Raw genomic sequence first — 25,913 nt, 5'->3', positions numbered from 1 at the left:
GGAGCTCCTTCATCAGCGGACCGGCCCACGGCACCGCCGCGGCCCGCCCGGGCGTGCCTTGTCCCTGAATCCTTTCATGACCCGGCAGCGCCCGGGGGCACAGTCCGCGTGACGGACGGCAACCGGCCACGATCCGGCCGGGATCCCCTCCCGGAACCGTCCGAAGGGCGGGCCGCAGCCCCCGCCGAAGGCCCGGACCCGGGCCGGGGTCCGGGTCAGCCTCAGCGCCCGGCGAGCGCCTTCTCCCCCGCCTCGCGCATCGCCGCCAGCGGCCCGGGCGCCCGCCCGGTGAAGGCCTCGCTCTGCAGCACCGCCTGGTGCACCAGCAGGTCCAGCCCGCCCAGGACGGTCGCCCCGCGCTCGGCGCAGGCGGCGGCCAGCGCCGTCGGCCACGGGTGGTACAGCACGTCGAACAGCGCCCCCGGCGCGGCGGTCAGCGAGGAGGCGAAGGCGTCGGTCGCGCCGACCGGCGTGGTGGAGACGGTCAGCGGCCGGGCCAGCGCCTCGGCGCCGCGCTCCCAGTCGGCGGTGCGGACGGCCACGCCCAGCCGCTCACCCAGCTCGGCCATCTCCCGGGCCCGCTCGGCGCTGCGCACGTAGACCGTCACCTCGCCGGTGCAGATCCGGGCGAGCGCCGCCAGCGCCGAGGAGGCGGTGGCCCCGGCGCCCAGCACGGCCGCCTCGGGCACCTCGGTGATCCCCCGCTCACGCAGCGCGTTGACCAGCCCGGGGATGTCGGTGTTGTCCCCGGTGCGCCGGCCGTCGGCGGTGAACACCACGGTGTTCACCGCGTCCACCGAGCGCGCCGTCTCGCTGACCTCGTCCAGCAGCGGCACGATCGCCCGCTTCAGCGGCATGGTCAGCGACAACCCGGCCCACTCGGCCTCGTCCAGTCCGGCGACGAAGCCGGGCAGGCCGGCCTCGTCGACCTCGAAGCGGTCGTAGCGCCAGCCGTCCAGCCCGAGCGCCGCGAAGGCGGCCCGGTGCAGGTCGGGCGAGAGCGAGTGGGCGATCGGCGAGCCGAGGACGGCCGCCCGGTGTCTGGTGGTCAACGCTGCCTCTCCGTGAACGTCTCGGTGAACGTCCCCGTGAACGTCTCCGTGAACCTCTTCTTGAAGCTCTCCGTGAACTGCCTTCCGGCCCGGGCTACTTGCTGCAGTGCACGGCTTCCTTGTCGAACTTCAGGCCCTGCTGCGCGCAGTAGTCCGCGACGTTCTTCTTGTGCTCCTCGTCGGTCTCGGCGAAGAGCGTGCTGGTCGGGGACATCGCGATGAAGTACAGCCACTTGCCGTCCGCCGGGTGCAGCACCGCGCTGAGCGCCTCGTCGCCGGGGTTGGCGATCGGCGTCGGCGGCAGGCCCGGGTTGATGTAGGTGTTGTACTTGTTGGAGCCGTCGTTGATCTCCTTCGACGTCAGCTCCTTCTTGCCCAGCGAGTACTGCAGGGTGGTGTCCATCCCCAGGCGGTGCTTGATCACGCCGTCGGCGGCCAGCCGGTTCTGGATCGTCCGCGCCATCTTGGCGAAGTCGCCCGGGTTGTTGCCCTCGCGCTGCAGGATGCTCGCCTCGATCACGACCTCGTAGCCGTTCTTGAGGCCCACCGAGGCGGCCTGCCCGTCCAGGTTCGCGTACTTGTCGATGGCGTTCTTGATCATCTGCTTCAGCAGCTCCTCGGGCTTCATGCCGTCGGAGATGTTGTAGCGGGTCGGCCAGAGGAAGCCCTCGATGTTGTTGTTCGCGTACGAGGGCAGGCCGAGGCTCGGCAGCTGCGCCTTGGCGACGCCCGCCGTGGTGCCCGGCGCCAGCTTCAGCTTGGTGTCGATCAGGGCGTAGATCTCGGTGGAGTTCTTGCCCTCGGGGATCACCAGACCGGCGCCGCCGGCCCCGGCGAGCAGGTCGTTGAGCGCGGTCGCCGCCGGCAGCTCCTTCTTCATGGTGTAGAAGCCGGGCTGGATGGTCTTGCACTTGGGCTCGGCGTCGCAGGCCTTGCTGAAGGCGTCGACGCTCTTGACCACGCCCGCGTTCTTCAGCGCGAGGCCGATCTGTCCGCCGACCGCGTTCTGCTTGACCTCGACCTGGACGGACCCGGTGCCCTCGCCCGTGAAGTCCGGCGGCGGGCCGAAGTGGTCCTGGTAGAAGCCGTAGCCCCACCAGCCGGCCCCGCCCACGGCGCCGAGCAGCACCAGCGCGACCAGCAGACAGGCGCCGCCGTTGCGGCGGCCCGACTTCTTGCCCTTCTCCTTGCGCTTCTTCTTCGCCTCGCGGGAGTCGTCCTGCTCGCCGAGGAAGCCGCCGGTCTCATGCGGCTCGACGTCCTCGCCCGGGTGCGTGCCGTCCTCGTGGTGACCGTCGTCGTGGCCGTCCCACCCGTCCGTCCCGTCCTCGCGCACACCGCCGACCGGGTCGGCCCCGGCCTCCAGGGCGGCGGCCTCGGCCTCCCAGTCGATGCCGTCCGGCCCGGGGCCCGAGGCGGGAGCGGGTGCCGGAGCCGCCTGCGGCCGGGCCTGCTGCTGCGCCGTCTGGTGCTGCGGCGGAACCGCCTGCTGCTGGGCGCCGGGCTGCTGCGGCATCCCCGGCTGCTGCTGAGCGCCCGGGTACCCCTGCTGCTGGTACCCCTGCTGCATCTGCTGCTGCGGGTAGCCCTGCTGCTGCATCGGCTGCTGGGGCATCTGCTGCTGCGGATACCCCTGCTGCGGCATCTGTTGCTGGGGCATCTGCTGCTGGTACCCCTGCGGCGTCATCTGCTGCTGCGGGTACCCCTGCTGCTGGTACCCGTGCTGCATCTGCTGCTGGGGGTAGCCCTGCTGCGGCATCTGCTGCTGCTGCGGATACCCCTGCTGCACGTCGCCGTACTGCTGCTGGCCCTGCTGGCCCTGCTGCGGGTACTGCTGCTGCCACTGGCCGTCCTGCTGGCCGGGGACCGGCTGTCGGCCGTCGTACCCGGGATCACCGGGGTGCCACGGCTCGCCCTGGGGGTTGTAGCCCCCGCCCAGATCGGTCATTGATCCCCTTAACCGACGGTGACGGCCGGAGGATCGGACCGGCCGTCCGGGACGACACGGTCCCGGCTGATTCTCGAACCGGCGTGCTAGCGCAGCGCCTGGAGGGAGACGTTACCGTACCGCAGCCTTACCCCCGCCCGGGTGGACGCACCGTCAGTGGGCGACCTCACCGACGGCACACACCGCCGTCACGGAGTCGCCGCACCGGAGCCGCCCGCCGCACCGGAGCCCGCCGACCCGCCGGAAGCCGGCCCCGACGCCGCGCCCGAGGCGGAAGCCGAGCCCGAGCCCGAGGCGCTCGGCTTCGCCGCCGCGCGGTTGGCGTTGAACTCCGCCACGTTGCGCTGCTGCACGTCGAAGCTGTCGGTGAACCGGGTGTCCCCGGGCTTCACGGTGACGAAGTAGAGCCAGTCCCCCGGCGTCGGGTCCAGCGCCGCCATGATCGCCTGCCGCCCCGGGTTGGAGATCGGGGTCGGCGGCAGCCCGGGGTGCAGGTAGGTGTTGTACGGGGAGTCCAGCCTGGTCTCGGTCACCGTCGTGTTCAGGGTGGAGCGGCCGAGCGCGTAGTTGATCGTGGAGTCCAGCTGCAGCGGCATGCCCTTGGCCAGCCGGTTGTAGATGACCCGGGCCACCTTGCCCATGTCCGCGGTGTTGTCGGCCTCGCCCTGGACCATGCTGGCCACGGTGACCAGCCCGTACATGGTCTGCCCGAGGTTCTGGGCGACGACCCCGGCATCGTCCCGGCTGAACTCCTTGCCGGCCCGCTCCACCATCTGCTTCAGCAGGTCGAGCGCGGTGGTGCCGTCGGTGACGCTGTACGTCGCCGGGAAGAGGTAGCCCTCGGGGCTGCCGTTGGTGAAGTCCGGCAGGCCGAGTTCGGCGCCCTGTTCCTGGGCGGTGCGCTGGGCGGTGCCCTCGGGCAGGCCGAGCTTCTTGTCGATGGCCGCGTAGATCTGGTAGCCGCGCCAGCCCTCGGGGATGGTCAGGCCGTTGGCGTTGGCCGGGTCGATCAGGATGGCCAGCGCCGCCGCGGCCGACATCTTCTGCTTCAGCGTGTACGTCCCGGGCTGGATCCGCCCGGCGGCCGCCGCGCTGCCCTTCGCGGCCCGGGTGAAGGCGAGCGAGCTGGCCACCACCCCGTTGCGGACCAGCGCGGACGCGATCTGGGACAGGCCGGCGCCCTCCGGCACCGAGACCTGGACGCTGCCGGTGCCCTGCCCGCCGAAGTCGGCCGCGGCCGGGGGCTTGCGCTGCGCCTGGAACCAGGTGTAGCCGGTGAGCCCGATCCCGCCGAACACGGCGATCAGCGCGAACGCGGTGAGCCCGCAGGCCAGTCCGTTACGCCGTCGGTGCGGATCCGGTGCATCGGGGCGCGGACGGGGCGCGGACGGCGGACGGCCCTCCGGTTCCAGTACCGGCGCACCCAGGTGCCCGGGTGTGAGCCCCGGGTAGTAGTCCTGGTCGATCATGGCTCGCGTCCCCTCGACGGTCCCAGATCGCCTCGGATCGATCGATTTCGATCGATATCGACCCGAAACGGTCTCGAAAGCGAACGAAGAGGGGTCCGTGCGGACGCGTCCGCACGGACCCCTCGAACCGGGACGTTAGATCAGGCTCCTCAGCCGACCGCCTCGACGCTCTCACCGGGCGGGCGTCCGCTCACCCGTTCGGACTCAAGGGCGGTCTGCAGGATCACCACCGCGGCGGCCTGGTCGACCACCGAGCGGCCCTTCTTCGCCTTGACCCCCGAGGCCCGCAGCCCGTGGGTCGCGGTGACGGTCGTCATCCGCTCGTCCACCAGCCGCACCGGCACCGGGTAGAGCCGGTTCGCCAGCCGCGCCGCGTACGCCCGCACCTTCTCCGCCGCCGGGCCCTCCTTGCCGCTCAACGAGCGCGGCAGCCCGACGATCACCTCCATCGCGCCGTACTCCTCGACGATGGCGGCGAGCCTGGCCTGCGACTTCACACCGGCCGGCACGGTCTCCACGGGCGTGGCGAGCACCCCGTCGGGGTCGCAGGACGCGACCCCGATCCGGGCGTCCCCGACGTCGACGGCGATCCGCCGCCCCCGCCGGAAGGGCTTCTCCTCGAACTCCATCAGGACTCCATCAGCTGGCGCGCTCCGCGACCAGGCCGTGCACCGCGGCGATGGCCTCGCCGACCGCCGCCGGGTTGGAGCCGCCGCCCTGGGCGACGTCGTCCTTGCCGCCACCGCCGCCGCCGAGGGTCTTGGCAGCGGTCCGGACCAGCTCGCCGGCCTTGATGCCGCGGCCGCGGGCGTCCTCGTTGGTGGCGATGACGGTCAGCGGGCGGTCGTTGGCCACGGTGAAGGCGGCGACCACGGCCGGGCGCGAACCGAGCCGGCCGCGCACGTCCAGGACCAGCTTGCGCAGCTCGTCCGCGCCCACGCCGTCGGCGACCTGCGCGGCGACCACGGCGATGCCGTGCACGTCCTCGGCCGAGTCGGCCAGGCCCGCCGCGGCGGCCAGGACCTTCTCGGCGCGGAAGCGCTCGATCTCCTTCTCGGCGTCCTTGAGCTTGGCGAGCATGCCCGAGATCTTCTCCGGCAGCTCCTCCGGGCGGCCCTTGACCAACTCGGTGAGCTGGGAGACCACGGTGTGCTCCCGGGCCAGGAACTTGTACGCGTCGACGCCGACCAGCGCCTCCACGCGGCGCACCCCGGAGCCGATCGAGGACTCGCCGAGCAGCTTCACCAGGCCCAGCTGGGCGGTGTTGCCGACGTGGGTGCCACCGCACAGCTCCTTGGAGAAGTCGCCGATGGTGACGACCCGGACCTCGTCGCCGTACTTCTCGCCGAACATCGCGATGGCGCCGGCCTTGCGGGCCTGGTCCATCGTCATGACCTCGGCGGTGACGTCGAGCTCGCGGCCCAGCACGTCGTTGATCTTCTGCTCGACGTCGACCAGCACGCTGCCCGGGACGGCGGCGGGCGAGCCGAAGTCGAAGCGGAAGCGGCCGGGGGCGTTCTCGGAGCCGGCCTGGGCGGCCGTCGGGCCGAGCGCGTCGCGCAGCGCCTGGTGGGTCAGGTGGGTGGCCGAGTGGGCGCGGGCGATCGCCCGGCGGCGCTCGGTGTCGATCGTGGCGTACGCCGAGGCGCCCAGCACGACCTCGCCGAACAGCACCCCGCCGGAGTGCACGACGACGCCCGGGACGGGCTGCTGCACGTCGCGGATCTCCACCACCGCGCCGGACTCCAGCCGGATCCGGCCGTGGTCGGCGAGCTGGCCGCCGCCCTCGGCGTAGAACGGGGTGCGGTCGAGGATGATCTCGACCTCGTCGCCCTCGGTGGCGGCCGGCGAGGGGACGCCGTCCACCAGCAGGCCGACCACGGTGGCCTCGCCCTCGGTGCGGGTGTAGCCGGTGAAGACGCTGGCGCCGGACTTGTCGGCGACCTCGCGGTACGCGGCGACGTCGGCGTGGCCCATCTTCTTCGCCTTGGCGTCCGCCTTGGCGCGGTCCCGCTGCTCCTGCATCAAGCGGCGGAAGCCGGCCTCGTCGACCTGGAGGCCCTGCTCCTCGGCCATCTCCAGGGTCAGGTCGATCGGGAAGCCGTAGGTGTCGTGCAGCTTGAACGCCTGGTCGCCGGAGAGGACGGCGCCGCCGGCCTGCTTGGTCTCGGTGACCGCGGCGTCCAGCAGGCTGGTGCCGGCCTTCAGGGTCTGGAGGAAGGCCGCCTCCTCGCCGACGACGACCGTCTCGATGCGCTTGCGGTCGGTCTCCAGCTCCGGGTACTGCGGGGCCATCGCCTTGATGGCGGTGTCCGTGAGGTCCTTGGCCACCACGCCGGTCGCGCCCAGCAGGCGCATGTTGCGGATGGCGCGGCGCAGGATGCGGCGCAGCACGTAGCCGCGGCCCTCGTTGCCGGGGGTGACGCCGTCGCCGATCAGCATCAGCGCGGTGCGGATGTGGTCGGTGACCACGCGCAGCGAGACGTCCGACTTGTGGTCGGCGCCGTAGGTGTGGCCGGTGAGCTCGGCGGCGCGGTCGAGGATCATCCGGCTGGTGTCGATCTCGAAGAGGTTGTCGACGCCCTGCAGGATGGCGGCGAGGCGCTCCAGGCCGAGGCCGGTGTCGATGTTCTTGCTCGGCAGGTCGCCGAGGATCTCGAAGCCGTCCTTCCCGTCGCCGTGGCCGCGCTCGTACTGCATGAAGACCAGGTTCCAGATCTCCAGGTAGCGCTCGCCGTTGACGGCCGGGCCGCCCTCCTCGCCGTACGCGGGGCCGCGGTCGTAGTTGATCTCCGAGCACGGGCCGCACGGGCCGGGGACGCCCATCGACCAGAAGTTGTCCTTCATGCCGAGGCGCTGGATGCGCTCGGAGGGGACGCCGATGACGTCACGCCAGATCTGCTCGGCCTCGTCGTCGTCCTTGTAGACGGTGATCCAGAGCTTCTCCTTCTCCAGGCCGTAGCCACCGTCCGCGACGGGGGTGGTGAGCAGCTCCCACGCGAACTTGATGGCTCCTTCCTTGAAGTAGTCACCGAAGGAGAAGTTGCCGCACATCTGGAAGAAGGAGCCGTGCCGGGTGGTCTTCCCGACCTCCTCGATGTCCAGGGTGCGCACGCACTTCTGGACGCTGGTGGCGCGCGAGAACTGCGGCTTGACCTCGCCCAGGAAGTACGGCTTGAACGGCACCATGCCGGCGTTGACGAGCAGCAGGGTGGGGTCGTCGGCGACCAGGGACGCCGACGGAACGACGGTGTGGCCGCGCTCCTCGAAGAAGCGCAGCCAGCGGCGGCGGATCTCTGCCGACTCCATTAGTGGTCCTTCCGGTTCGGGGTGCCGCCCCGCGGCGGCAGGGCGCGGCGGGGCGTTTCTTCAGTGGTCTGGGGGATGGTGCGGCCCCTGCCGTTGGGCAGGGCGCCGGACGGAGGCAGGGCGGCGGCCGGGCTGCCGGGCGCCGCCGAGATAGCTCGGTACTGCGGCTCGCCTCTGAGCACTCGGCGCTGCCGGGGCTCCACCACGGCGGTGCCGTGCAGGCCGAGGTCGTCCTTCAGCTGTTCCTCGCGCTCGGCCATGCCGGCCTTCACGTCCAGGGCGAACTGCTTGGCCAGGTCGCCCAGGTGCAGCGCCCCGCGTGCGGCGGTGCCGGAGAGGCTGTCCGGGGTGAGCCGGTGCACGGCCTCGTTGGCCTTGTTCATGGCCCAGACGGTGGCGCCGGCGCCGACCGCCATCCAGAAGATGCGTCGCACCATGCCGTCAGCCCCTCACCGCTCGCCGGACCCGGGAGAGCAGGCCGCCGCGCGGCGCGCTCGCGGCGCGCACCTCGGCCCGGATCAGCCGGGCCAGCTCCTCGCGCTCGCCGCTCTGCAGCGGTACGGACGGCAGGTGGCCCTGCTGCTTGGCGACGGCCTTGCGGACGCCGTAGCTGAAGGCCGCGACCTTCACCAGCGGTCCGCCCAGGGTGGCGGCCACGGTGGAGGAGAGCGCGTTGGCGTTGGCGGCGGCGTCCTGCACGTTGGCGGTGATCTCGTCCACCCGCTCCAGCTGCTGGTTGGCGCTGCGCACCGCGGCGCCCGCGTCGGTCAGCAGCGGCACGGCCTGCTCGGTGACCGCGGAGACCAGGACGGCGGCCTCCTTCAGGACCCGGGAGAGGCGGACCAGCACGACGGCGAGCAGGGTGACCAGGACCGCCCAGAAAACGGCGACGAGCAATCCGGCCAGCTCTCCCACGGACACCTTTGCGCGCTCCCTCGCCTCACTGTTCTCCAGACGGAACCCTATCGCGCCGACGCCCGGTTTCCGGACCGGGTTCTCCGCGCGGGCGATCCGACCGGGTGTACGATCCGCGCGCGTAACCTACCGGCCGGTCACCTCGTTCTGCCAGGCAGGCCGTCGCCCGTACGGCCCGATGCACGTCCGGACCGCGACGGTCCGGCCTGGAACACGGGGAGCAGCGCTTGGCCGGCGACTGGACAGCACAGCCGCGGGAGCCCGCGGCGGGGCCGCGCGAGCCGGAGCCCGGCCGGCTGCCGGCCGAGGTGACCGGCTTCGTCGGGCGGCAGCGGGAACTGGCCGAGGTGGCGGAGCTGCTGGCCGCCGCCCGGCTGGTGACCGTCACCGGGGCGGGCGGGGTGGGCAAGAGCCGGCTGGCGGTGCGCGCGGCGGCCCACGCGGGCGAGGCGTTCCCGGACGGCGCCTGGCTGGTGGACGTGGCGCCGGTGCAGGACCCGCTGCTGCTCGGCCACGCCCTCCTGGAGGCCCTGCGGCTGACCGACGGCACCGCCCGTCCGCCGCTGGACGTCCTGACCGAGCGGCTGGCCGGCCGGCGCCTGCTGCTGGTGCTGGACGGCTGCGAGCACCTGGTGGAGGCCTGCGCCGAACTGGCGGACGCGCTGCTGCGGGCGCTGCCCGGGCTGCGGCTGCTGGCCACCAGCCGCACCGCCCTGCGGGCCTCGGGCGAGCACCTGCTGACGCTCGCGCCGCTGCCGGTCGGGCCGCTGCCCGAGGGCCGACTCTCCGGGAGCCTGCTCTCCGAAGGCCCGCTCCCCGAAGGCCCACGGCCTGCAGGCCCGCCGCCCGACGGCCCGCTGCCGGTGGGCGAACTCCCGGACGCGGTACGGCTGTTCGCCGAGCGGGCCCGGGCGGTGCTGCCCTCCTTCGAGGTGACTGCGGCCAACGCGGAGGCGGTCGGCCTGCTCTGCCGCCGGCTGGACGGGATCCCGCTGGCCGTGGAGCTGGCCGCCGGCCGGCTGCGCGCACTGTCGGTGGAGCAGATCACCGCCCGGCTGGACGACCGCTTCCGGCTGCTCACCGGAGGCTCCCGCACGGCCCTGCCGCGGCACCAGACCCTGCGGACGACGATCGGCTGGAGTCATGAGCTCTGCACCGTGCAGGAACGTTTACTCTGGGCCCGCCTGTCGGTCTTCGCCGGCAGCTTCGACCTGGAGGCCGCCGAGTACGTCTGCGCCGGCGAGGGCATCGAGACCGAGGACGTGCTCGACCTGCTGGACGAACTGGTCGCCAAGTCGGTCGTCCTGCGCGAGGACAGCGCCTTCGGCGTCCGCTTCCGCCTGCTGGACACCCTGCGCGAGTACGGCGGCCACTGGCTGCGCGCCGCCGGCGAGGAGCCGCGGCTGCTGCGCCGCCACCGGGACTGGTACCTGGGCGTCGCCACCTGGGGCGAGGTCGAGTGGTTCGGCCCCCGCCAGGCGGAGACCGCCGAACGCACCGAGCTGGCGCACACCAACCTCCGCGCGGCGCTGGAGTTCTGCCTCGCCGAGCCCGGCGAGGAGCAGATCGCCCTGCTGATGGCCGGCACGCTCTGGTTCTACTGGGTCGGCTGCGGCCACCTCGGCGAGGGCCGGTACTGGCTGGACCGCGCGCTCGCCCTGGACCGCGAACCCACCGAAGCCCGCGCCAAGGCGCTCTGGGTGACCGGCTACATGGCCACGCTCCAGGGGGACCTGGGCGCCGCCCGCCCGGCCCTGGAGGAGTGCCGCCGCCAGGCCCTGGACACCGGCGACGACCGCGCCCTCGCCTACTCCGTCCACCGGCAGGGCTGCGCCGCGCTGATCGGCGACGACCCGGACCGCGCCGCCGACCTGTTCGAGGAGGCGCTCTGGCACTACCGGACCATCGGCGAGCTCAACAGCAACGTGGTGATGGCGATGCTGGAGCTGGGCCTGGCCTACCTCTTCCAGGGCGACCTGGACAGCGGCGAGCTCTGGTTCGGCCGGGCCCGCGAGCTGTGCGAGGAGCACGGCGAGCAGTGGGCGTACGCGTACGTGCTGTTCGCGATGGCGTACTCGCACTGGCTGGACGGCGCCGTCCAGCCGGCCCGCGCGCTGGCCAGGGAGTGCGTCCGGCTGAACCACCGTTTCCACGACCTGCTGGGCATCGTGCTGGGGATCGACCTGCTGGCCCTGCTGGAGACCGAGCCGAACGGCCCGGGCGAGCCGGGCGACCTGCGCGAGGCCCGGGTGCTGCAGGGCGCCGCGCACCGGATCTGGCGCGCGGTCGGCACGCCGTTCCTGGGCTCGCGGAACTTCTTCGGCACGCACCGGGAGTGCGCCGAGCGGGCCCGGGCCGGGCTGACCGAGCAGGAGTACGAGGAGTGCTACCAGGCCGGTACCCGGCTGGACCTGGACGCCGCCGTCTCCCGGGCGCTCGGCGGCGGGGGCCCGGCGGACGGCTCGGAGCCGGGGCCGGGGCCCTGTTCGGTGCCGCCCGCTCCGGCGCCCTCACCGGTCCGGAACAGCTGAGCGCCGGCCGTGACGGCCGACCCGCGACGGCCGACCCGGAATAGTTGAAACTTGTCCATTGCTTGAGGAGGCAAGGAACCACCCGGAAGGAGCACCATGGCCGCCCACACCGCAGCCGACGAGTACCGCATGGCGAAGTTCTACTTCGACTCCAAGGCGTACTCCGACGCCGCCCGCATGCTCGAAGGCGTACTGGCCGAGGAGCCGGCCAACCTCTCCGTCCGGCTGCTGCTCGCCCGCAGCTACTACCACTCCGCCCAACTCGGCCGCGCCGAGGCCGAGTTGCTCCGGATCCTGGAGGCCGACCCGGCCGAGGACTACGCCCGGCTGATGCTCGGCCGCACCCTGGAGCGCCAGGGCCGCGCCGAGGAGGCCCGCCCGCACCTGCGGCTGGCCGCCGCGATGACCGGCGAGACCCCGTAGGTACGGGCGAGACCCCGTAGGCACCGGCGAGACCCGGTCAGCGGGAACCGGAAAAGGGGCGAGCCCCCGCCGCCTCGAAAGGCGACGGGGGCTCGCTGGGTACTGCAGGTGCCGGAACGGCGGCGGGTCAGCGCGAGTAGTACTCGACGACCAGCTGCTCGTCACAGATCACCGGGACCTCCTTGCGCTGCGGCGCACGGTCCAGGCGGAAGGCCAGGGCCTTCAGGTTGACCTCAAGGTACTTCGGGGTCTGGCCCTCGCCCGCGTAGCCACCCTCACGGGCGACCTGGAACGGGACCTTCTCCTTGCTGCGCTCGCGGACGGTCACCACGTAGCCCGGCTTCATCTGGAACGACGGCTTGTTGACCTTGCCACCGTTGACCTCGATGTGGCCGTGGACGACCATCTGGCGGGCCTGGTAGATGGTGCGGGCGATGCCCGAACGCAGGACCAGGGAGTCCAGACGGGTCTCCAGGTCGGCGACGAGCGCCTCACCGGTCTTGCCCTCGGCCTTCTTCGCGCGGTCGAACGCGCGCGCCATCTGCTTCTCGCTCAGGTCGTACTGAGCGCGCAGACGCTGCTTCTCCATCAGACGGACCTTGTAGTCCGAGTTCTGCTTGCGACCACGGCCGTGCTGGCCGGGCGGGTACGGGCGGGCCTCGAAGTACTTGACGGACTTCGGGGTCAGCGGCACGCCGAGCGCACGCGCGATCTTGACCTTGGGACGCTTCTGGTTCGCCATGAACCAAACCTTCCTTGCTTACGAATACGGCTTCACCAGGTGTTGACGGAGGTCGCATCTCGCGACCCGGAGAAAACCCCGCCGCCTGCACGGTGGGATCAGCCGCTCTCCGGAGCCGGGCACGAAAGTGCTGGTCACACGGGCCGACCCGGAATCCGGGCTGCCCGCGACACCGAAACGGTGCGCGACGCTCCTGGTGCGGGCCCCTCGAAAGAGGGGCCTACGGCCGGTGCCCCGCTGGTGCGGCCGGTCGGTGGGGTCTCCCCCGCCGCCGTCCCGGGACACGGCACTCCGATCGAGTATACCGGGGTGATCGACCACCCGTGTCACCCGCCCGTCACTCGCCCCTGAGCCTGGCCCTCGTCCACTCCACGACGTCCGCGTACCGGGCCTCGCCGCCGCGCCTGGTCGGCTGGTAGTACTCCCGGCCGTGCACCGCGTCCGGCGCGTACTGCTGGGTGGCGATGCCCTCCGGCAGGTCGTGCGGGTACTGGTAGCCCTTGCCGTGGCCGAGCTTGCCCGCGCCGCCGTAGTGCGCGTCCCGCAGGTGCGCCGGCACCGCGCCCGCCAGGCCCTGCCGGACGTCCGCCAGGGCCGCGTCGATGGCCAGGTAGGCCGCGTTGGACTTGGGCGCGAGGGCGAGCGCGATCGCCGCCTGGGAGAGGATGATCCGCGCCTCCGGGAAGCCGATCAGCGCCACCGCCTGCGCGGCGGCGACGGCCGTCTGCAGCGCCGTCGGGTCCGCCAGGCCGACGTCCTCGCTGGCCGAGATCATCAGCCGGCGGGCGATGAACCGCGGGTCCTCGCCCGCCTCGATCATCCGGGCCAGGTAGTGCAGGGTGGCGTCCACGTCGCTGCCGCGGATCGACTTGATCAGCGCGCTCGCCACGTCGTAGTGCTGGTCGCCGTCCTTGTCGTAGCGCACCGCCGCCTGGTTGACGGCCGTCTCGGTGGTGGCCAGCGTGATGGCCGGCTCGCCCTTCTCCAGCGCGGCCCCGGCCGCCGCCTCCAGCGTGGTGAGCGCCCGCCGGGCGTCCCCGCCGGCGAGGCGCACCAAGTGGTCCTCGGCCTCCTCGGTCAGCTCCAGCGCGCCCTCCAGGCCGCGCTCGTCGGCGACCGCGCGGCGCAGCAGCGCACGGATGTCATCGTCGGTCAGCGACTCCAGCGTGAGCAGCAGCGAACGGGACAGCAGCGGGGAGATCACCGAGAAGTACGGGTTCTCGGTGGTCGCCGCGATCAGGGTGACCCAGCGGTTCTCCACGGCCGGCAGCAGCGAGTCCTGCTGGGCCTTGGAGAAGCGGTGGATCTCGTCCAGGAAGAGCACCGTCTCCCGGCCCGACATCCCGACCGCCCGCCGGGCGCCGTCGATCACCGCCCGGACCTCCTTGACCCCGGCGGTGATCGCGGACAGCTCGACGAAGCGCCCCTCGACGGCCTGGCTGATCACGTGCGCCAGGGTGGTCTTGCCGGTGCCGGGCGGTCCCCAGAGGATGACCGAGCTGGTCGCGGCCGGGCCGCGCGAGCCCGCGACCAGCCGCCGCAGCGGCGAGCCGGGCTTCAGCAGCTGCCGCTGCCCGGCCACCTCGTCCAGGGTGCGCGGGCGCATCCGCACGGCCAGGGGCGCCCGCCCTGGCTCCTTGGCCTGGCGTTCCTCGGCGGCGGCGGTGAAGAGGTCCGGTTCGTCCACACCGGAAGCCTATGCGAGGCCTCCGACACTCCTCACTGCTGCGGCGCCCGGCGGTCCAGCACGACGACCTCGAACTCCTCCAGCGACCGCAGGGTGCCGCCCAGCGTGGTCAACGCCTTCGCCCGGGAGTCGGCCGTCGGCCCCCGCGAGGCGTCGAAGGTCGCCTGGTCCGCGTAGATCGCGCCCACGGAGAGCCGGCCGGTCGCGCGGTCGGCCAGCATCGCGCCGGTCACGAAGCCGGGCTGCTTCGCCAGCACCGGCAGCACCCGGTCGCGGAAGACCTCGGCGGCCGTGTCCACCGTGGCCGGGTCGACGTCGGACCGCGACAGCCGGAACCTCGCGCCGGGCCCGGCCACACCGGGCGGCGCCGTCGCCACGGCCTCCCAGACCTCGGTGGTCACCGTGCCGGCCAGCGGCGCCAGCAGCTCGCGGCGGCGCTCACCGAGCGCCTCGTCACTGGCGCGCTCGGCCTCCTCGGACTCCCACCACGAGCCCATCGTGATCTTGCCGACGCTCCGGTCCGCGAACAGGCCGTAGCCGCGGTACCCGGGTTGGCCGGAGAGCAGCTCGACGGCCTCGGTGGCCAGGCCGTCGAGGGTCCGGTCGATCCGGTCCGGGTCGCCGGTGGCGTAGACGGTACGGACGAACATGAGCGCGCCTCCTGTGGACGCCCGGGCGCCACGCGGGGCCGGTCTCGGTAGCAGCGCCCGGTGAGCCCCGTCTACTCCAGTCTGGCAGCGTGGTCCGGAACGTACTTCTGCAGATCGCGCGGCGGCCGCTGGTAGCCGCGCGGGGCCGGGCGGGGCGGCAGCTCGATCCGCGGCGCCATGATCTCCTGGTACGGCACGGTGGAGAGCAGGTGGGCGATCATGTTGATCCGGGCCCGGCGCTTGTCGTCGCTCTCCACCACGTGCCAGGGCGAGTCCGGGACGTCCGTGTGGACGAACATCTCGTCCTTGGCCCGCGAGTAGTCCTCCCAGTGGGTGATCGACTCGACGTCCATCGGGGAGAGCTTCCAGCGCTTCATCGGGTCCTCCAGCCGGTCCCGGAAGCGGCGCTCCTGCTCGGTGTCGCTCACCGAGAACCAGTACTTGCGCAGCAGGATGCCCGCCTCGGTCAGCATCCGCTCGAAGGTCGGGCACTGGTGCAGGAACTGCCAGTACTCCTCGTCGGTGCAGAAGCCCATCACCCGCTCGACCCCGGCGCGGTTGTACCAGCTGCGGTCGAACAGCACGATCTCCCCGGCCGCCGGCAGGTGCTCGACGTACCGCTGGAAGTACCACTCGGACTTCTGCCGCTCGGTCGGCGTGGGCAGCGCCGCGACCCGGGCGATGCGCGGGTTGAGGTACTCCGTGACCCGCTTGATCGCTCCGCCCTTGCCCGCGGCGTCACGCCCCTCGAAGACCACCACGAGCCGGGCGCCCTCGACCCGCACCCACTCCTGGAGCTTCACCAGCTCCTGCTGCAGCCGCAGCAGCTCCCGCTCGTACGGCTTCCTCCCCAGTCGCTCCGGCTTCGCGGTCCGCTGCTTCTCGGCCACCCTCTGACCCTCCGTCCGGCTGCTGCTGATGCACCCTCACCGTAGGCGCAGCACGGCGAGCCCGCAGGCCGGACCGGACCGCAGGAAGGAAGCGGGAGCTCAGACCGCGACGACGAAGGGCTCGGGGTAGCGGCAGAGCCCGCGCGGGCCGCCGTCGTACGCCGCCAGCGGCAGCGCCTGGAAGTAGGCCTCCGGCACCTCGAACGGGCCGACGACCTCGTGCCGCCCGGCCGGCGTGAAGCCGAACCGCGCGTAGTACGCCGGGTCGCCGAGGACCACCACGAGCTTCTCCCCCGCCTCCTCGGCCTCCGACAGCGCGGCCCGGACGACGAGTTCACCGACGCCCCTGCGCTGCCACTCGGGCGCCACCGCGACCGGCGCGAGCGCCAGCGCCTCGCCGTCCCCGACCCGCAGCCGGGTCAGCAGCGCGTGTCCGACCACCAGCCCGGTCTCGTCGACGGCGACCAGCGAGAACCCGGGCAGCCAGGCGGGATCGCGGCGCAGCGCGTCCACCAGGTCCGCCTCGTCCGGGCCGGGGAACGCGGCCATGTGGACGCGTCTGGTGGCCGGGGCGTCCTGCGGACATTCGACTCTCGTAGTGACCTGCATGAGTCACCCTCCCTGTGTCTCACACCGTTGTGGACCGGCCCCGGACGGTGGGTGGACCGTCCGGGGCCGTTGCAGGCTAGCGGATGACGAGGCGTCAGGCCTTGGGCTGCGCCTCGGACTTGGCGTCCTCGCGGACCTTGGGCTGGGCGTCCACGCCGGCCTCGCGGCGCTGCGCCGGGGTGATCGGGGTCGGGGCGCCGGTCAGCGGGTCGCCACCGGTGGACGTCTTCGGGAAGGCGATGACGTCGCGGATGGTGTCGTAGCCGCCGAGCAGGGTGACGATGCGGTCCAGGCCGAAGGCGACGCCACCGTGCGGCGGCGGGCCGTAGTTGAAGGCGTCCAGCAGGAAGCCGAACTGCGAGGCCGCCTCCTCCTCGGAGAGGCCGATCGCGTCGAACGCCCGCTTCTGCACGTCGCGCTGGTGGATACGGATCGAACCGCCGCCCAGCTCCGAGCCGTTGAGGACCAGGTCGTAGGCGTTGGACAGCGCCGCGCCCGGGTCGGTGTCGAAGGTGTCCAGCGACTCCGGGGTCGGAGCGGTGAACGGGTGGTGCACCGCGTGCCAGCCCTGGAACGCGCCCTTGTCGTCCTCGATCGGCTCGAACATCGGGAAGTCGACGACCCAGAGGAACGCCCACTTGGACTCGTCGATCAGGCCGCAGCGGCGGCCGATCTCCAGGCGGGCGGCGCCCAGCAGCTCCTGCGAGGCGCGCTCCTTGCCGGCCGCGAAGAACACCGCGTCGCCGTTCTTGGCGCCGGCGGCGGCGGCCAGGCCGGCCAGGTGCTCCTCGGAGAGGTTCTTGGCGACGGGGCCGCGCAGCTCGCCGGTCTCGGCGTCGATGAGCACGTAGGCCAGGCCCTTGGCGCCGCGCGCCTTGGCCCAGTCCTGCCAGGCGTCCAGCTGCTTGCGCGGCTGCGAGGCACCGCCGGGCATGACCACGGCGCCGACGTACGGGGCCTGGAAGACGCGGAACTCGGTGCCCTTGAAGTACTCGGTGAGGTCGGTGAGTTCCTGGCCGAAGCGGACGTCCGGCTTGTCGGAGCCGTAGCGGCCCATGGCGTCGGCGTAGGTCATCCGCGGCAGCGGGTTGGGGACCTCGTAGCCGTGCACCTCGCGCCAGATGGCGCCGATGATCTTCTCGCCGAGGGCCAGGATGTCCTCCTGGTCGACGAAGGAGGCCTCGATGTCCAGCTGGGTGAACTCCGGCTGGCGGTCGGCGCGGAAGTCCTCGTCGCGGAAGCAGCGGGCGATCTGGTAGTAGCGCTCCATGCCGGCCACCATGAGCAGCTGCTTGAACAGCTGGGGCGACTGCGGCAGCGCGTACCAGTGGCCGGGCTGCAGGCGGACCGGGACGAGGAAGTCGCGGGCGCCCTCGGGGGTGGAGCGGGTGAGGTACGGGGTCTCGATGTCGAGGAAGTCGTTCTCCTCCATCACCCGGCGGATGATGTTGTTGACCTTCGAGCGCAGCCGCAGGCCCTTGGCCGGGCCCTCGCGGCGCAGGTCCAGGTAGCGGTAGCGCAGCCGGACCTCCTCGTTGACCGTGCCCGGCTCGTACTCGGCGACGGGGAAGGGCAGCGGGGCGGCCTCGGAGAGCACCTCGATCGCGCTGACGACGACCTCGACCGCGCCGGTCGGGATGTCCGGGTTCTCGTTGCCCTCGGGGCGGACCCGGACGTCGCCGACGACCTTGACGCAGTACTCGGCGCGCAGGCCGTGGACGGAGTCCAGGTCGCGGACCACGATCTGCACGGTGCCGGAGGCGTCGCGCAGGTCGATGAAGGCCACGCCGCCGTGGTCGCGGCGGCGGGCGACCCAGCCGGCCAGGGTGACGGTGGTGCCTGCGTGCTCCGGGCGGAGCGTGCCCGCGTCGTGCGTGCGGATCACAGCTGCTTCTCCTTCAGGGTGGTGACGAGTGCGTCGAGGGCGACGGGGGTCTGCTCGCCGGTGCTCATGTCCTTGAGCTGGACGACGCCCTCGGCGAGGTCCCGGTCCCCGGCGATCAGGGCGAAGCGGGCGCCGGACCGGTCGGCGGACTTCATGGCGTTCTTGATGCTCTTGACGCCGAAGGCGAGGTCGGTGGCCACGCCGGCCCGGCGCAGCTCGATCACCTTGGCGAACAGGACGTTCTTGGCCTCCTCGCCCAGCGCGACCGCGTACACGGCGGTGGCCGGCGGCAGGTCGAGGGTGACGCCCTCGGCCTCCAGGGCGAGGTAGGTGCGGTCCACTCCGAGGGCCCAGCCGACGGACGGCAGCGCCGGGCCGCCGATCATCTCGGACAGGCCGTCGTAGCGGCCGCCGCCGCCGATCGCGGACTGCGCGCCGAGGCCGTTGTGCACGAACTCGAAGGTGGTGCGGGTGTAGTAGTCCAGGCCGCGGACCAGCTTCGGGTCGTCGACGAAGGCCACGCCGGCCGCGGTGAGCAGCTCGCGGACCTTCTCGTCGTAGGCCTTGCACTCCTCGCAGAGGAAGTCGCGCAGCATCGGGGCGTCGGTGAGCTGGGCCTGCACCGACTCGCGCTTGTCGTCCAGCACGCGCAGCGGGTTGATCTCGGCGCGGCGGCGGGTGTCCTCGTCCAGGTCCAGGCCGGAGAGGAACTCGATCAGCGCGGCGCGGTAGACCGGGCGGCACTGCTTGTCGCCGAGGCTGTTGAGCAGCAGCGAGTAGTTGCTCAGGCCCAGCGAGCGGAAGGCGTCGTCGGCCAGGATGATCAGCTCGGCGTCCAGCGCCGGGTCCTCGGCGCCGATCGCCTCCGCGCCGACCTGGGAGAACTGGCGGTAGCGGCCCTTCTGGGCGCGCTCGTAGCGGTAGTACGAGCCGGAGTACCAGAGCTTGACCGGCAGGTTGCCCTGCTTGTGCAGGTTGGCCTGGAGCGCGGCGCGCAGGACCGAGGCGGTGCCCTCCGGGCGCAGCGCGAGCTCGTCGCCGCCCTTGGTGGTGAGGGTGTACATCTCCTTGCTGACGATGTCGGTGGACTCGCCGACGCCGCGGGAGAACAGCTTCACGTCCTCGAAGACCGGGGTCTCGACGTAGCCGTAACCGGCCCGCCGGGCGGGCGCGGCGATGCGCTCGCGGATCGCCAGGAAGGTCGCGGAGCTGGGGGGCAGCAGGTCGTAGGTGCCCTTGGGGGCGGTGAAGGTGCTCAACTTCTCTATCCGTCACATTCCTCGTCGCGGGAAAGCCGGGGCGCCGACCGCCCCCGCTGCCTGTCGGAGGTAGGGGTTGGTGGCGCGCTCACGGCCGATGGTGGTCTGTCCGCCATGGCCGGAGAGGACCACGGTGGTGTCGTCGAGGGGCAGGCACACCCGGGCCAGCGACGTCATGATCGCCTCGCTGTCCCCGCCCGGGAGGTCGGTACGCCCGATGGAGCCGGCGAACAGCAGGTCGCCCGAGAACAGCACCGGGGGGAGGTCCTCGGCACCGGGCGTCCGGAAGGTCACCGACCCCTTGGTATGGCCCGGGGCGTGGTCCACGGTGAGCTGCAGGCCGGCCAGCTCCAGCACGCTGCCGTCGGTGAGTTCGCGCACGTCGTCGGGTTCGCCGACGGTGAGCTCGCCCATCAGCTGGGTGCCCAGGGAGCGGCCGAGCGCCTTCTCCGGGTCGGACATCATGTACCGGTCCTCGGGGTGGATCCAGGCCGGGACGCCGCGGGCGCCGCAGACCGGGACCACCGAGGCCACGTGGTCGATGTGCCCGTGCGTGAGCAGCACGGCGACGGGCTTCAGCCGGTGCTCGCGGACCATCTCCTCGACGCCGCGCGCCGCTTGGTGCCCGGGGTCGACGATGACGCACTCCTCGCCCGCCGCCGGAGCGACCAGGTAGCAGTTGGTGCCCCAGGCTCCAGCGGGGAATCCGGCGATGAACACGCGCGTCCTTCGGGTGTGCGGCGGTCGGTCGGCGAGGACCACCAGGAGTGATGCTGCGAATCAGTTGTCCAGGGGCAGCCTACCGGCGGTCCGGTCCCGGTAGCGAACCAGATAGCGGGCCTGGCGCGGCCGTCCGACGGGTTCACCACCGGGTTCACCGTGTTCTTACGGCCCCGGTCCCTACACTTGGCCGCCGATGGATGCGATGATCCGCTCCGGAATCCATCCACTTTTCCCGCACATCCGTAGGAGACACGGCCGGTGGTCAGCAGCGAACAGCGGCGGCGGCAGCTCGCCCGCGACAAGTACGAGCGCCAGATGCAGCGCCGCGCCGAGGCGGCGGCCGCGCGCAAGCGCCGCAACACGATCCTGGGCGCCTCGCTCGCCGTCGTGGTCCTGGCCGGCGGCGGAACGCTGTTCGCCACCGGCGCGTTCAGCTCGGACGACAAGGGCAAGTCGGCCTCGGCGGCCGACTCCGCGCAGGCGGCGCCGACCAAGGCCACCGAGCCGACGACGCCCACCCGCAAGCCGGTCGAGGGCTGCACCGACCCGGCGCCGGGTGCGCCCAACGGCAAGCAGTGGCAGGCCGAACCGGCCATGTCGATCGACCCCAGCGGCTCGTACACCATGGCGCTGGACACCAACTGCGGCAAGGTGACGATCGCGCTGGACGCGGCCAAGGCCCCGCACACGGTCAACTCCTTCGCCTTCCTGGCCGGCGAGAAGTACCTCGACCACACCAAGTGCCACCGCCTCACCACCGACGGCATCTTCGTGCTGCAGTGCGGCGACCCGACCGCCAGCGCGACCGTCCCCGGCGGCACCGGCGGCCCCGGCTACAAGTTCGCGGACGAGAACCTGACCGGCGCGACCTACCCGGCGGGCACCGTGGCAATGGCCAACTCCGGTCCGGGCACCAACGGCAGCCAGTTCTTCCTGGTCTACAAGGACACCCAGCTGCCGCCGAAGTACACCCCCTTCGGCAAGATCACCGGCGGCCTGGACGTGGTGCAGAAGATCGCCGCCGCCGGCACCCTGGAAGGTTCCCCGGACGGCCACCCGATGGCCGACGTCACCTTCAACTCGGCTACGGTGTCGAAGGGTTGACCAGCCCCGGGGCCGCCGGCGAGCGATGTCCGCGACATCCCCGCCCGGCCCCGGCCCGAAATCGCCCGGCCCGGATGCGGACAGCACCGGGCCTGGTCGCCTATGTTGGCGTTGTATAGGGTGCCCGGACCCGCCTGGCCGTCACCCTCGGCAGAAAGGCACGGCGGACGGGGACGGCGGACTCATCGGTCCGCCGCACATCAACTGTGGACGACGGACGCGCGCCGCCCCGGCGCGGGCGCGACGTCATGTGGAGGACGCGCTATGAGCAGCGACCCGTGGGGCCGTGTGGACGAGCAGGGCACGGTCTACGTCAGGACGGCCGACGGCGAACGCGTCGTGGGTTCCTGGCAGGCCGGCTCGCCCGAGGAGGCCCTCGCCTACTTCGAGCGCAAGTACCAGGGCATCGAGGTGGAGATCGGCCTGCTGGAGAAGCGGGTGCGCACCACCGACCTGGCCGCCAAGGACGCCCTGACCGCGCTGGAGCACCTGCGCGCCCAGGTGGTCGAGGGGCACGCGGTCGGTGACCTGGAGGCCCTGGCCAAGCGGCTGGACACGCTCGCAGGCGAGATCGAGAGCCGGCGCGAGGAGCGCAAGGCCGCTCGCGCCAAGGCCCAGGACGAGGCCCGCGCGGCCAAGGAGGCGCTGGTCTCCGAGGCCGAGCAGCTCGCCGAGTCCACCCAGTGGCGGGAGGCCGGGGACCGGCTGCGTGCGCTGGTGGACACCTGGAAGGGCCTGCCGCGGCTGGACCGCAAGAGCGACGACGAGCTGTGGCACCGCTTCTCGCACGCCCGCTCGGTCTTCTCCAAGCACCGCAAGGCCCACTTCGCCACCCTGGACGCCGAGCGCGACCGGGCGCGGCAGACCAAGGAGGCGCTGGTCGCCGAGGCCGAGGCGCTGTCCTCGTCCACGGACTGGGGCAGCACCGCGGCCGCCTACCGCGACCTGATGGCGCGCTGGAAGGCCGCCGGCCGGGCCCAGCGCGACATCGAGGACGAGCTGTGGGCGCGGTTCCGCGGCGCGCAGGACGTCTTCTTCCAGGCCCGTTCCGCGGTGTTCAGCGAGCGGGACGCCGAGCAGGTGGAGAACCAGAAGCTCAAGGAGGCGCTGGCCGCCGAGGCCGAGGCGATCCTGCCGATCACCGACCTGAAGGCCGCCAAGGCCGCGCTGCGCGAGGTCAACGAGCGCTGGGAGGCGATCGGGCACGTGCCGCGCGAGGTCCGCCCGAAGCTGGACGGCCGGCTGAACGCGGTCGAGCGGGCCATCCGCGAGGCCGAGGACGCCGAGTGGAAGCGCTCCAACCCGGAGGCCAAGGCCCGCGCGGCCGGCATGGTCGGCCTCTTCCAGGCCAAGGCCGACAAGCTCCAGGCCGACCTGGCCAAGGCCCGCGCGGCCGGCAACGCCGGCCGGACCGCCAAGCTGGAGTCCGAGCTGGCCGGCGTGCAGACCCTGCTGGAGCAGGCGCACAAGAGCCAGGAGGAGTTCAGCGGCTGATCCCGCATGGACGACGAAGGCCCCCGGGGAAACCTCCCCGGGGGCCTTCCTCATGCCGTCGTCACTTGCGGGCGGAGGTGACGCGGTAGACGTCGTACACGCCCTCGACGCCGCGCACCGCCTTGAGCACGTGGCCGAGGTGCTTCGGGTCGCCCATCTCGAAGGTGAAGCGGCTCATCGCCACCCGGTCGCGGGAGGTCTGGACCGCCGCCGACAGGATGTTGACGTGCTGGTCGGAGAGGACCCGGGTGACGTCCGAGAGCAGCCGGGAGCGGTCCAGCGCCTCGACCTGGATGGCCACCAGGAACACCGAGGACTGGGTGGCCGCCCACTCGACGTCGATCATGCGTTCCGGCTGCTGGCTGAGCGCCTCCACGTTGACGCAGTCGGCGCGATGCACCGAGACGCCGTTGCCGCGGGTGACGAAGCCGACGATCGGGTCGCCCGGCACCGGGGTGCAGCAGCGGGACAGCTTGACCCAGACGTCCTCGACGCCCTTGACGATCACGCCCGGGTCGCCCTTGGCCCGGCGGCGCACCGCACGGCGGTTGTCGTGCGTCGGGGTGGCGGTCTCCGCCAGGTCCTCCGTCGCGCCCTCCTCGCCGCCGAGCGCCTGGACCAGCTTCTGCACGATGTTCTGCGCGGCGACGTGGCCCTCGCCGATCGCGGCGTAGAGCGAGGAGATGTCGGGGTAGCGCATCTCGTGGGCCAGGGTGACCAGCGAGTCGCCGGTGAGGATCCGCTGGATCGGCAGGCCCTGCTTGCGCATCGCCCGGACGATCGCCTCCTTGCCGTGCTCGATCGCCTCCTCGCGGCGCTCCTTGGAGAACCAGGCGCGGATCTTGTTGCGGGCGCGCGGCGACTTGACGAAGCCCAGCCAGTCCCGGGACGGCCCGGCGTTCTCCGCCTTGGAGGTGAACACCTCGACGGTGTCGCCGTTCTCCAGCGTCGACTCCAGCGGCACCAGCCGCCCGTTCACCCGGGCGCCTATCGTCCGGTAGCCGACCTCGGTGTGCACCGCGAAGGCGAAGTCCACGGGGGTGGCGCCGGCCGGCAGGGCTATCACGTCGCCCTTGGGGGTGAAGACGAAGACCTCGTTGCTGGCCAGGTCGAAGCGCAGCGACTCCAGGAACTCACCCGGGTCGGCGGTCTCCTTCTGCCAGTCCAGCAGCTGCCGCAGCCAGGCCATCTCGTTGACGGCGCCGGCCTTGTCGTCCTTGCGGACCTGGGTCGGGGTGTCGGTGCGGACCTTGGACGCCCCGGCGACCGCGCGCTGCTTGTACTTCCAGTGCGCGGCGATGCCGTACTCGGCCCGCCGGTGCATGTCGAAGGTGCGGATCTGGAGTTCGACGGGCTTGCCGCCGGGGCCGATCACCGTCGTGTGCAGCGACTGGTACATGTTGAACTTGGGCATCGCGATGTAGTCCTTGAACCGCCCCGGCACCGGGTTCCACCGCGCGTGGATGGTGCCCAGCGCCGCGTAGCAGTCGCGGACGGTGTCGACCAGGACCCGGATGCCCACCAGGTCGTAGATCTCCGCGAAGTCCCGGCCCCGGACGATCATCTTCTGGTAGACCGAGTAGTAGTGCTTCGGCCGGCCGGTGACGGAGGCGGTGATCCGGGCGCCGCGCAGGTCCGCCTGGACCTGGTCGATGACGGTCGCCAGGTACTCGTCCCGCTTGGGGGCCCGCTCGGCGACCAGCCGGACGATCTCGTCGTACATCTTGGGGTAGAGGATCGCGAAGGCGAGGTCCTCCAGCTCCCACTTGATGGTGTTCATGCCCAGCCGGTGCGCCAGCGGGGCGTAGATCTCCAGCGTCTCGCGGGCCTTCTTCTCCTGCTTCTCCCGCTTGAGGTAGCGCATCGTGCGCATGTTGTGCAGGCGGTCGGCCAGCTTGATCACCAGGACCCGCGGGTCCTTGGCCATCGCCACGACCATCTTGCGGACGGTCTCGGCCTGGGCCGCCTCGCCGAACTTGACCCGGTCCAGCTTGGTGACGCCGTCCACCAGCAGGGCCACCGAGTCGCCGAAGTCCTTGCGCAGGGTCTCCAGGCCGTAGTCGGTGTCCTCGACGGTGTCGTGCAGCAGCCCGGCCATCAGCGTCGGGGCGTCCATGCCGAGCTCGGCGAGGATCGTCGCGACGGCGAGCGGATGCGTGATGTACGGGTCGCCGCTCTTGCGCTTCTGCCCGCGGTGCCACTTCTCGGCCACCGCGTACGCCTTCTCGATGTCACGCAGCAGCGCCGGGTCGGCCTTGGGATCGTTGGCCCGGATCGAGCGGAACAGCGGCTCCAGGACGGGGTTGAGCACGCTGGAGCGCTGGCCGCCGAGGCGGGCCAGCCGGGCCCGCATGCCGCCGGTGGAGCCGCGGCCGGACGGGGCGAGCGAACGCGAGGAGGTCGGCGCCGGGCGTGCCGGGGTGGCCCCCGAGGGCGTGGGACGGTTTTCGGGGGCGGCCGCTGCGGCCGTGGGCACAACCTCGTCGGGCAAGGACAACTCCTCGGGGCACCGGGCCGGCCCCTGCCGGGGCCCGAACGGACGGGGACAACCGGGAGGGGATGAATCTTCATGGTACCGAGCCGGGCGGCCCGGTGTTCATCCGGCCGGGCCCGGAAACGGAAGGGGCGGCGGCCGGGTGTCCCGACCGCCGCCCCTTCGCACACGTACCTCAGACCGTGACCAGCGTCTCCAGCGGAGCGCCCGCCAGGTGCCCGGCCAGCCGCTCGCGGCCGTCCAGGAAGCCCAGCTCCATCAGCACCACGACGCCCGCCAGCTCGGCCCCGGCCTCCTTGACCAGGTCCAGCGAGGCGCCGATGGTCCCGCCGGTGGCCAGCACGTCGTCCACCACCAGCACCCGCTCACCGGGTGCGAAGGCGTCGCACTGCACCTCCAGCGTCGCCGAGCCGTACTCCAGCTCGTACGAGCGCCGGAACACCTCGCCGGGCAGCTTGCCCTGCTTGCGGATCGGCACGAAGCCGAGCCCGGCCGCGAAGGCCGCCGGGGCCGCCAGCACGAAGCCGCGGGCCTCCAGGCCCACCACCTTGGTCGCTCCGAGCTCCTTGGCCCGGTCCGCCAGCGCCCGGGTGAGGGCGCCGAAGGCCTCGGCGTCGGCGAGCAGCGGCGCGATGTCCTTGAACAGCACACCCGGCTTCGGGTAGTCCGGGACGTCCCGGATGCGGCTGTTCAGCAGCTCGGCCAGTGCGATGTCGGCGGTGGTCACGG

21 protein-coding genes are annotated in these 25,913 nt (G+C 72.3%); 4 read left to right on the top strand and 17 right to left on the bottom strand.

Annotated elements, in window-relative coordinates:
* Positions 1-221: 221 nt before the first annotated feature.
* The 7 genes from CRP52_RS26680 to CRP52_RS26645 form a co-directional block, all read right to left on the bottom strand.
* The gene (locus CRP52_RS26680) at positions 222-1,052 is read right to left on the bottom strand and encodes a shikimate dehydrogenase (protein ID WP_097238708.1); all 831 of its coding nucleotides are present in this window, start codon (positions 1,050-1,052) and stop codon (positions 222-224) included.
* Positions 1,053-1,146: 94 nt separating this feature from the next.
* Positions 1,147-3,000 (bottom strand): endolytic transglycosylase MltG, encoded by a 1,854-nt coding sequence (gene mltG / locus CRP52_RS38480; protein ID WP_179852925.1) that lies wholly within the window; start codon positions 2,998-3,000, stop codon positions 1,147-1,149.
* 188 nt (positions 3,001-3,188) lie between these two features.
* Positions 3,189-4,469: an endolytic transglycosylase MltG gene (gene mltG, locus CRP52_RS26665; RefSeq protein WP_097238705.1), complete on the bottom strand. Its 1,281-nt coding sequence runs from the start codon at positions 4,467-4,469 to the stop codon at positions 3,189-3,191.
* Positions 4,470-4,618: 149 nt separating this feature from the next.
* Positions 4,619-5,098 carry a Holliday junction resolvase RuvX gene (gene ruvX, locus CRP52_RS26660; protein ID WP_097238704.1) on the bottom strand — a complete coding sequence of 160 codons (480 nt, stop codon included), beginning with the start codon at positions 5,096-5,098 and terminating at the stop codon, positions 4,619-4,621.
* A gap of 10 nt (positions 5,099-5,108) precedes the next feature.
* Complete coding sequence (gene alaS / locus CRP52_RS26655; protein WP_097238703.1) at positions 5,109-7,778, bottom strand: alanine--tRNA ligase; 2,670 nt, start codon at positions 7,776-7,778, stop codon at positions 5,109-5,111.
* Complete coding sequence (locus CRP52_RS38475; protein WP_179852924.1) at positions 7,778-8,215, bottom strand: DUF6167 family protein; 438 nt, start codon at positions 8,213-8,215, stop codon at positions 7,778-7,780. Before CRP52_RS38475 ends, alaS begins: the two co-directional genes overlap by 1 nt.
* Positions 8,216-8,219: 4 nt before the next feature.
* Entirely contained in the window at positions 8,220-8,699 is a 480-nt protein-coding gene (locus CRP52_RS26645) for a DUF948 domain-containing protein (protein ID WP_097238702.1), read from the bottom strand.
* Positions 8,700-8,920: 221 nt separating this feature from the next.
* On the opposite strand from CRP52_RS26645, the gene CRP52_RS26640 reads away from it, so the two are divergent.
* Both CRP52_RS26640 and CRP52_RS26635 read left to right on the top strand, forming a co-directional pair.
* Complete coding sequence (locus CRP52_RS26640) at positions 8,921-11,224, top strand: ATP-binding protein (protein WP_179852923.1); 2,304 nt, start codon at positions 8,921-8,923, stop codon at positions 11,222-11,224.
* 96 nt (positions 11,225-11,320) lie between these two features.
* Positions 11,321-11,647: a tetratricopeptide repeat protein gene (locus tag CRP52_RS26635; protein ID WP_097238701.1), complete on the top strand. Its 327-nt coding sequence runs from the start codon at positions 11,321-11,323 to the stop codon at positions 11,645-11,647.
* Positions 11,648-11,774: 127 nt separating this feature from the next.
* Here CRP52_RS26635 and rpsD read toward each other — a convergent pair whose 3' ends face one another.
* The 8 genes from rpsD to CRP52_RS26595 form a co-directional block, all read right to left on the bottom strand.
* Positions 11,775-12,389 carry a 30S ribosomal protein S4 gene (rpsD, locus tag CRP52_RS26630; protein ID WP_097238700.1) on the bottom strand — a complete coding sequence of 205 codons (615 nt, stop codon included), beginning with the start codon at positions 12,387-12,389 and terminating at the stop codon, positions 11,775-11,777.
* Positions 12,390-12,726: 337 nt separating this feature from the next.
* Positions 12,727-14,076: a replication-associated recombination protein A gene (locus CRP52_RS26625; RefSeq protein WP_097238699.1), complete on the bottom strand. Its 1,350-nt coding sequence runs from the start codon at positions 14,074-14,076 to the stop codon at positions 12,727-12,729.
* 32 nt (positions 14,077-14,108) lie between these two features.
* A complete protein-coding gene (locus tag CRP52_RS26620; protein WP_097238698.1) occupies positions 14,109-14,726 on the bottom strand; it encodes an antibiotic biosynthesis monooxygenase in 618 nt (205 codons plus the stop codon).
* 71 nt (positions 14,727-14,797) lie between these two features.
* Positions 14,798-15,616 (bottom strand): polyphosphate kinase 2, encoded by an 819-nt coding sequence (gene ppk2, locus CRP52_RS26615; RefSeq protein ID WP_097238697.1) that lies wholly within the window; start codon positions 15,614-15,616, stop codon positions 14,798-14,800.
* 99 nt (positions 15,617-15,715) lie between these two features.
* Positions 15,716-16,225, bottom strand: a complete 510-nt coding sequence (locus CRP52_RS26610) for a GNAT family N-acetyltransferase (protein ID WP_097238696.1) — start codon at positions 16,223-16,225, stop codon at positions 15,716-15,718.
* 94 nt (positions 16,226-16,319) lie between these two features.
* On the bottom strand, positions 16,320-18,110 hold the full coding sequence (gene aspS, locus CRP52_RS26605; protein ID WP_097238695.1) for an aspartate--tRNA ligase: 1,791 nt from the start codon (positions 18,108-18,110) through the stop codon (positions 16,320-16,322).
* Positions 18,107-19,369 (bottom strand): histidine--tRNA ligase, encoded by a 1,263-nt coding sequence (hisS, locus tag CRP52_RS26600; protein ID WP_097238694.1) that lies wholly within the window; start codon positions 19,367-19,369, stop codon positions 18,107-18,109. Before hisS ends, aspS begins: the two co-directional genes overlap by 4 nt.
* A gap of 12 nt (positions 19,370-19,381) precedes the next feature.
* Positions 19,382-20,089, bottom strand: coding sequence for an MBL fold metallo-hydrolase (locus tag CRP52_RS26595; protein WP_097238693.1), 708 nt, complete (start codon positions 20,087-20,089; stop codon positions 19,382-19,384).
* A gap of 261 nt (positions 20,090-20,350) precedes the next feature.
* Here CRP52_RS26595 and CRP52_RS26590 point away from each other — a divergent pair, with 261 nt between their 5' ends.
* Complete coding sequence (locus tag CRP52_RS26590) at positions 20,351-21,196, top strand: peptidylprolyl isomerase (protein WP_097238692.1); 846 nt, start codon at positions 20,351-20,353, stop codon at positions 21,194-21,196.
* Between the two features lie 264 nt (positions 21,197-21,460).
* The gene (locus CRP52_RS26585) at positions 21,461-22,690 is read left to right on the top strand and encodes a DUF349 domain-containing protein (protein WP_097238691.1); all 1,230 of its coding nucleotides are present in this window, start codon (positions 21,461-21,463) and stop codon (positions 22,688-22,690) included.
* Positions 22,691-22,751: 61 nt separating this feature from the next.
* Here the strand turns inward: CRP52_RS26585 and CRP52_RS26580 are convergent, their stop codons facing one another.
* Together CRP52_RS26580 and CRP52_RS26575 are read right to left on the bottom strand one after the other, a co-directional pair.
* On the bottom strand, positions 22,752-25,187 hold the full coding sequence (locus CRP52_RS26580) for a RelA/SpoT family protein (protein WP_179852922.1): 2,436 nt from the start codon (positions 25,185-25,187) through the stop codon (positions 22,752-22,754).
* A gap of 172 nt (positions 25,188-25,359) precedes the next feature.
* Positions 25,360-25,911: an adenine phosphoribosyltransferase gene (locus CRP52_RS26575; protein WP_097238690.1), complete on the bottom strand. Its 552-nt coding sequence runs from the start codon at positions 25,909-25,911 to the stop codon at positions 25,360-25,362.
* Positions 25,912-25,913: the final 2 nt, after the last annotated feature.

The sequence above is a fragment of the Streptomyces sp. 1331.2 genome, assembly GCF_900199205.1.
In the GTDB taxonomy this organism is placed as follows: domain Bacteria; phylum Actinomycetota; class Actinomycetes; order Streptomycetales; family Streptomycetaceae; genus Kitasatospora.
The sequence above is the reverse complement of the archived record's forward strand: the minus strand, read 5'-3'. Positions and strand labels throughout refer to the sequence as shown.

Coding starts and splice junctions, on each gene's coding strand:
- mltG (WP_179852925.1), bottom strand. CDS start 3,000: ATGACCGATCTGGGCGGGGGCTACAACCCCCAGGGCGAGCCGTGGCAC.
- mltG (WP_097238705.1), bottom strand. CDS start 4,469: ATGATCGACCAGGACTACTACCCGGGGCTCACACCCGGGCACCTGGGT.
- ruvX (WP_097238704.1), bottom strand. CDS start 5,098: ATGGAGTTCGAGGAGAAGCCCTTCCGGCGGGGGCGGCGGATCGCCGTC.
- alaS (WP_097238703.1), bottom strand. CDS start 7,778: ATGGAGTCGGCAGAGATCCGCCGCCGCTGGCTGCGCTTCTTCGAGGAG.
- CRP52_RS38475 (WP_179852924.1), bottom strand. CDS start 8,215: ATGGTGCGACGCATCTTCTGGATGGCGGTCGGCGCCGGCGCCACCGTC.
- CRP52_RS26635 (WP_097238701.1), top strand. CDS start 11,321: ATGGCCGCCCACACCGCAGCCGACGAGTACCGCATGGCGAAGTTCTAC.
- rpsD (WP_097238700.1), bottom strand. CDS start 12,389: ATGGCGAACCAGAAGCGTCCCAAGGTCAAGATCGCGCGTGCGCTCGGC.
- CRP52_RS26620 (WP_097238698.1), bottom strand. CDS start 14,726: ATGTTCGTCCGTACCGTCTACGCCACCGGCGACCCGGACCGGATCGAC.
- CRP52_RS26610 (WP_097238696.1), bottom strand. CDS start 16,225: ATGCAGGTCACTACGAGAGTCGAATGTCCGCAGGACGCCCCGGCCACC.
- CRP52_RS26585 (WP_097238691.1), top strand. CDS start 21,461: ATGAGCAGCGACCCGTGGGGCCGTGTGGACGAGCAGGGCACGGTCTAC.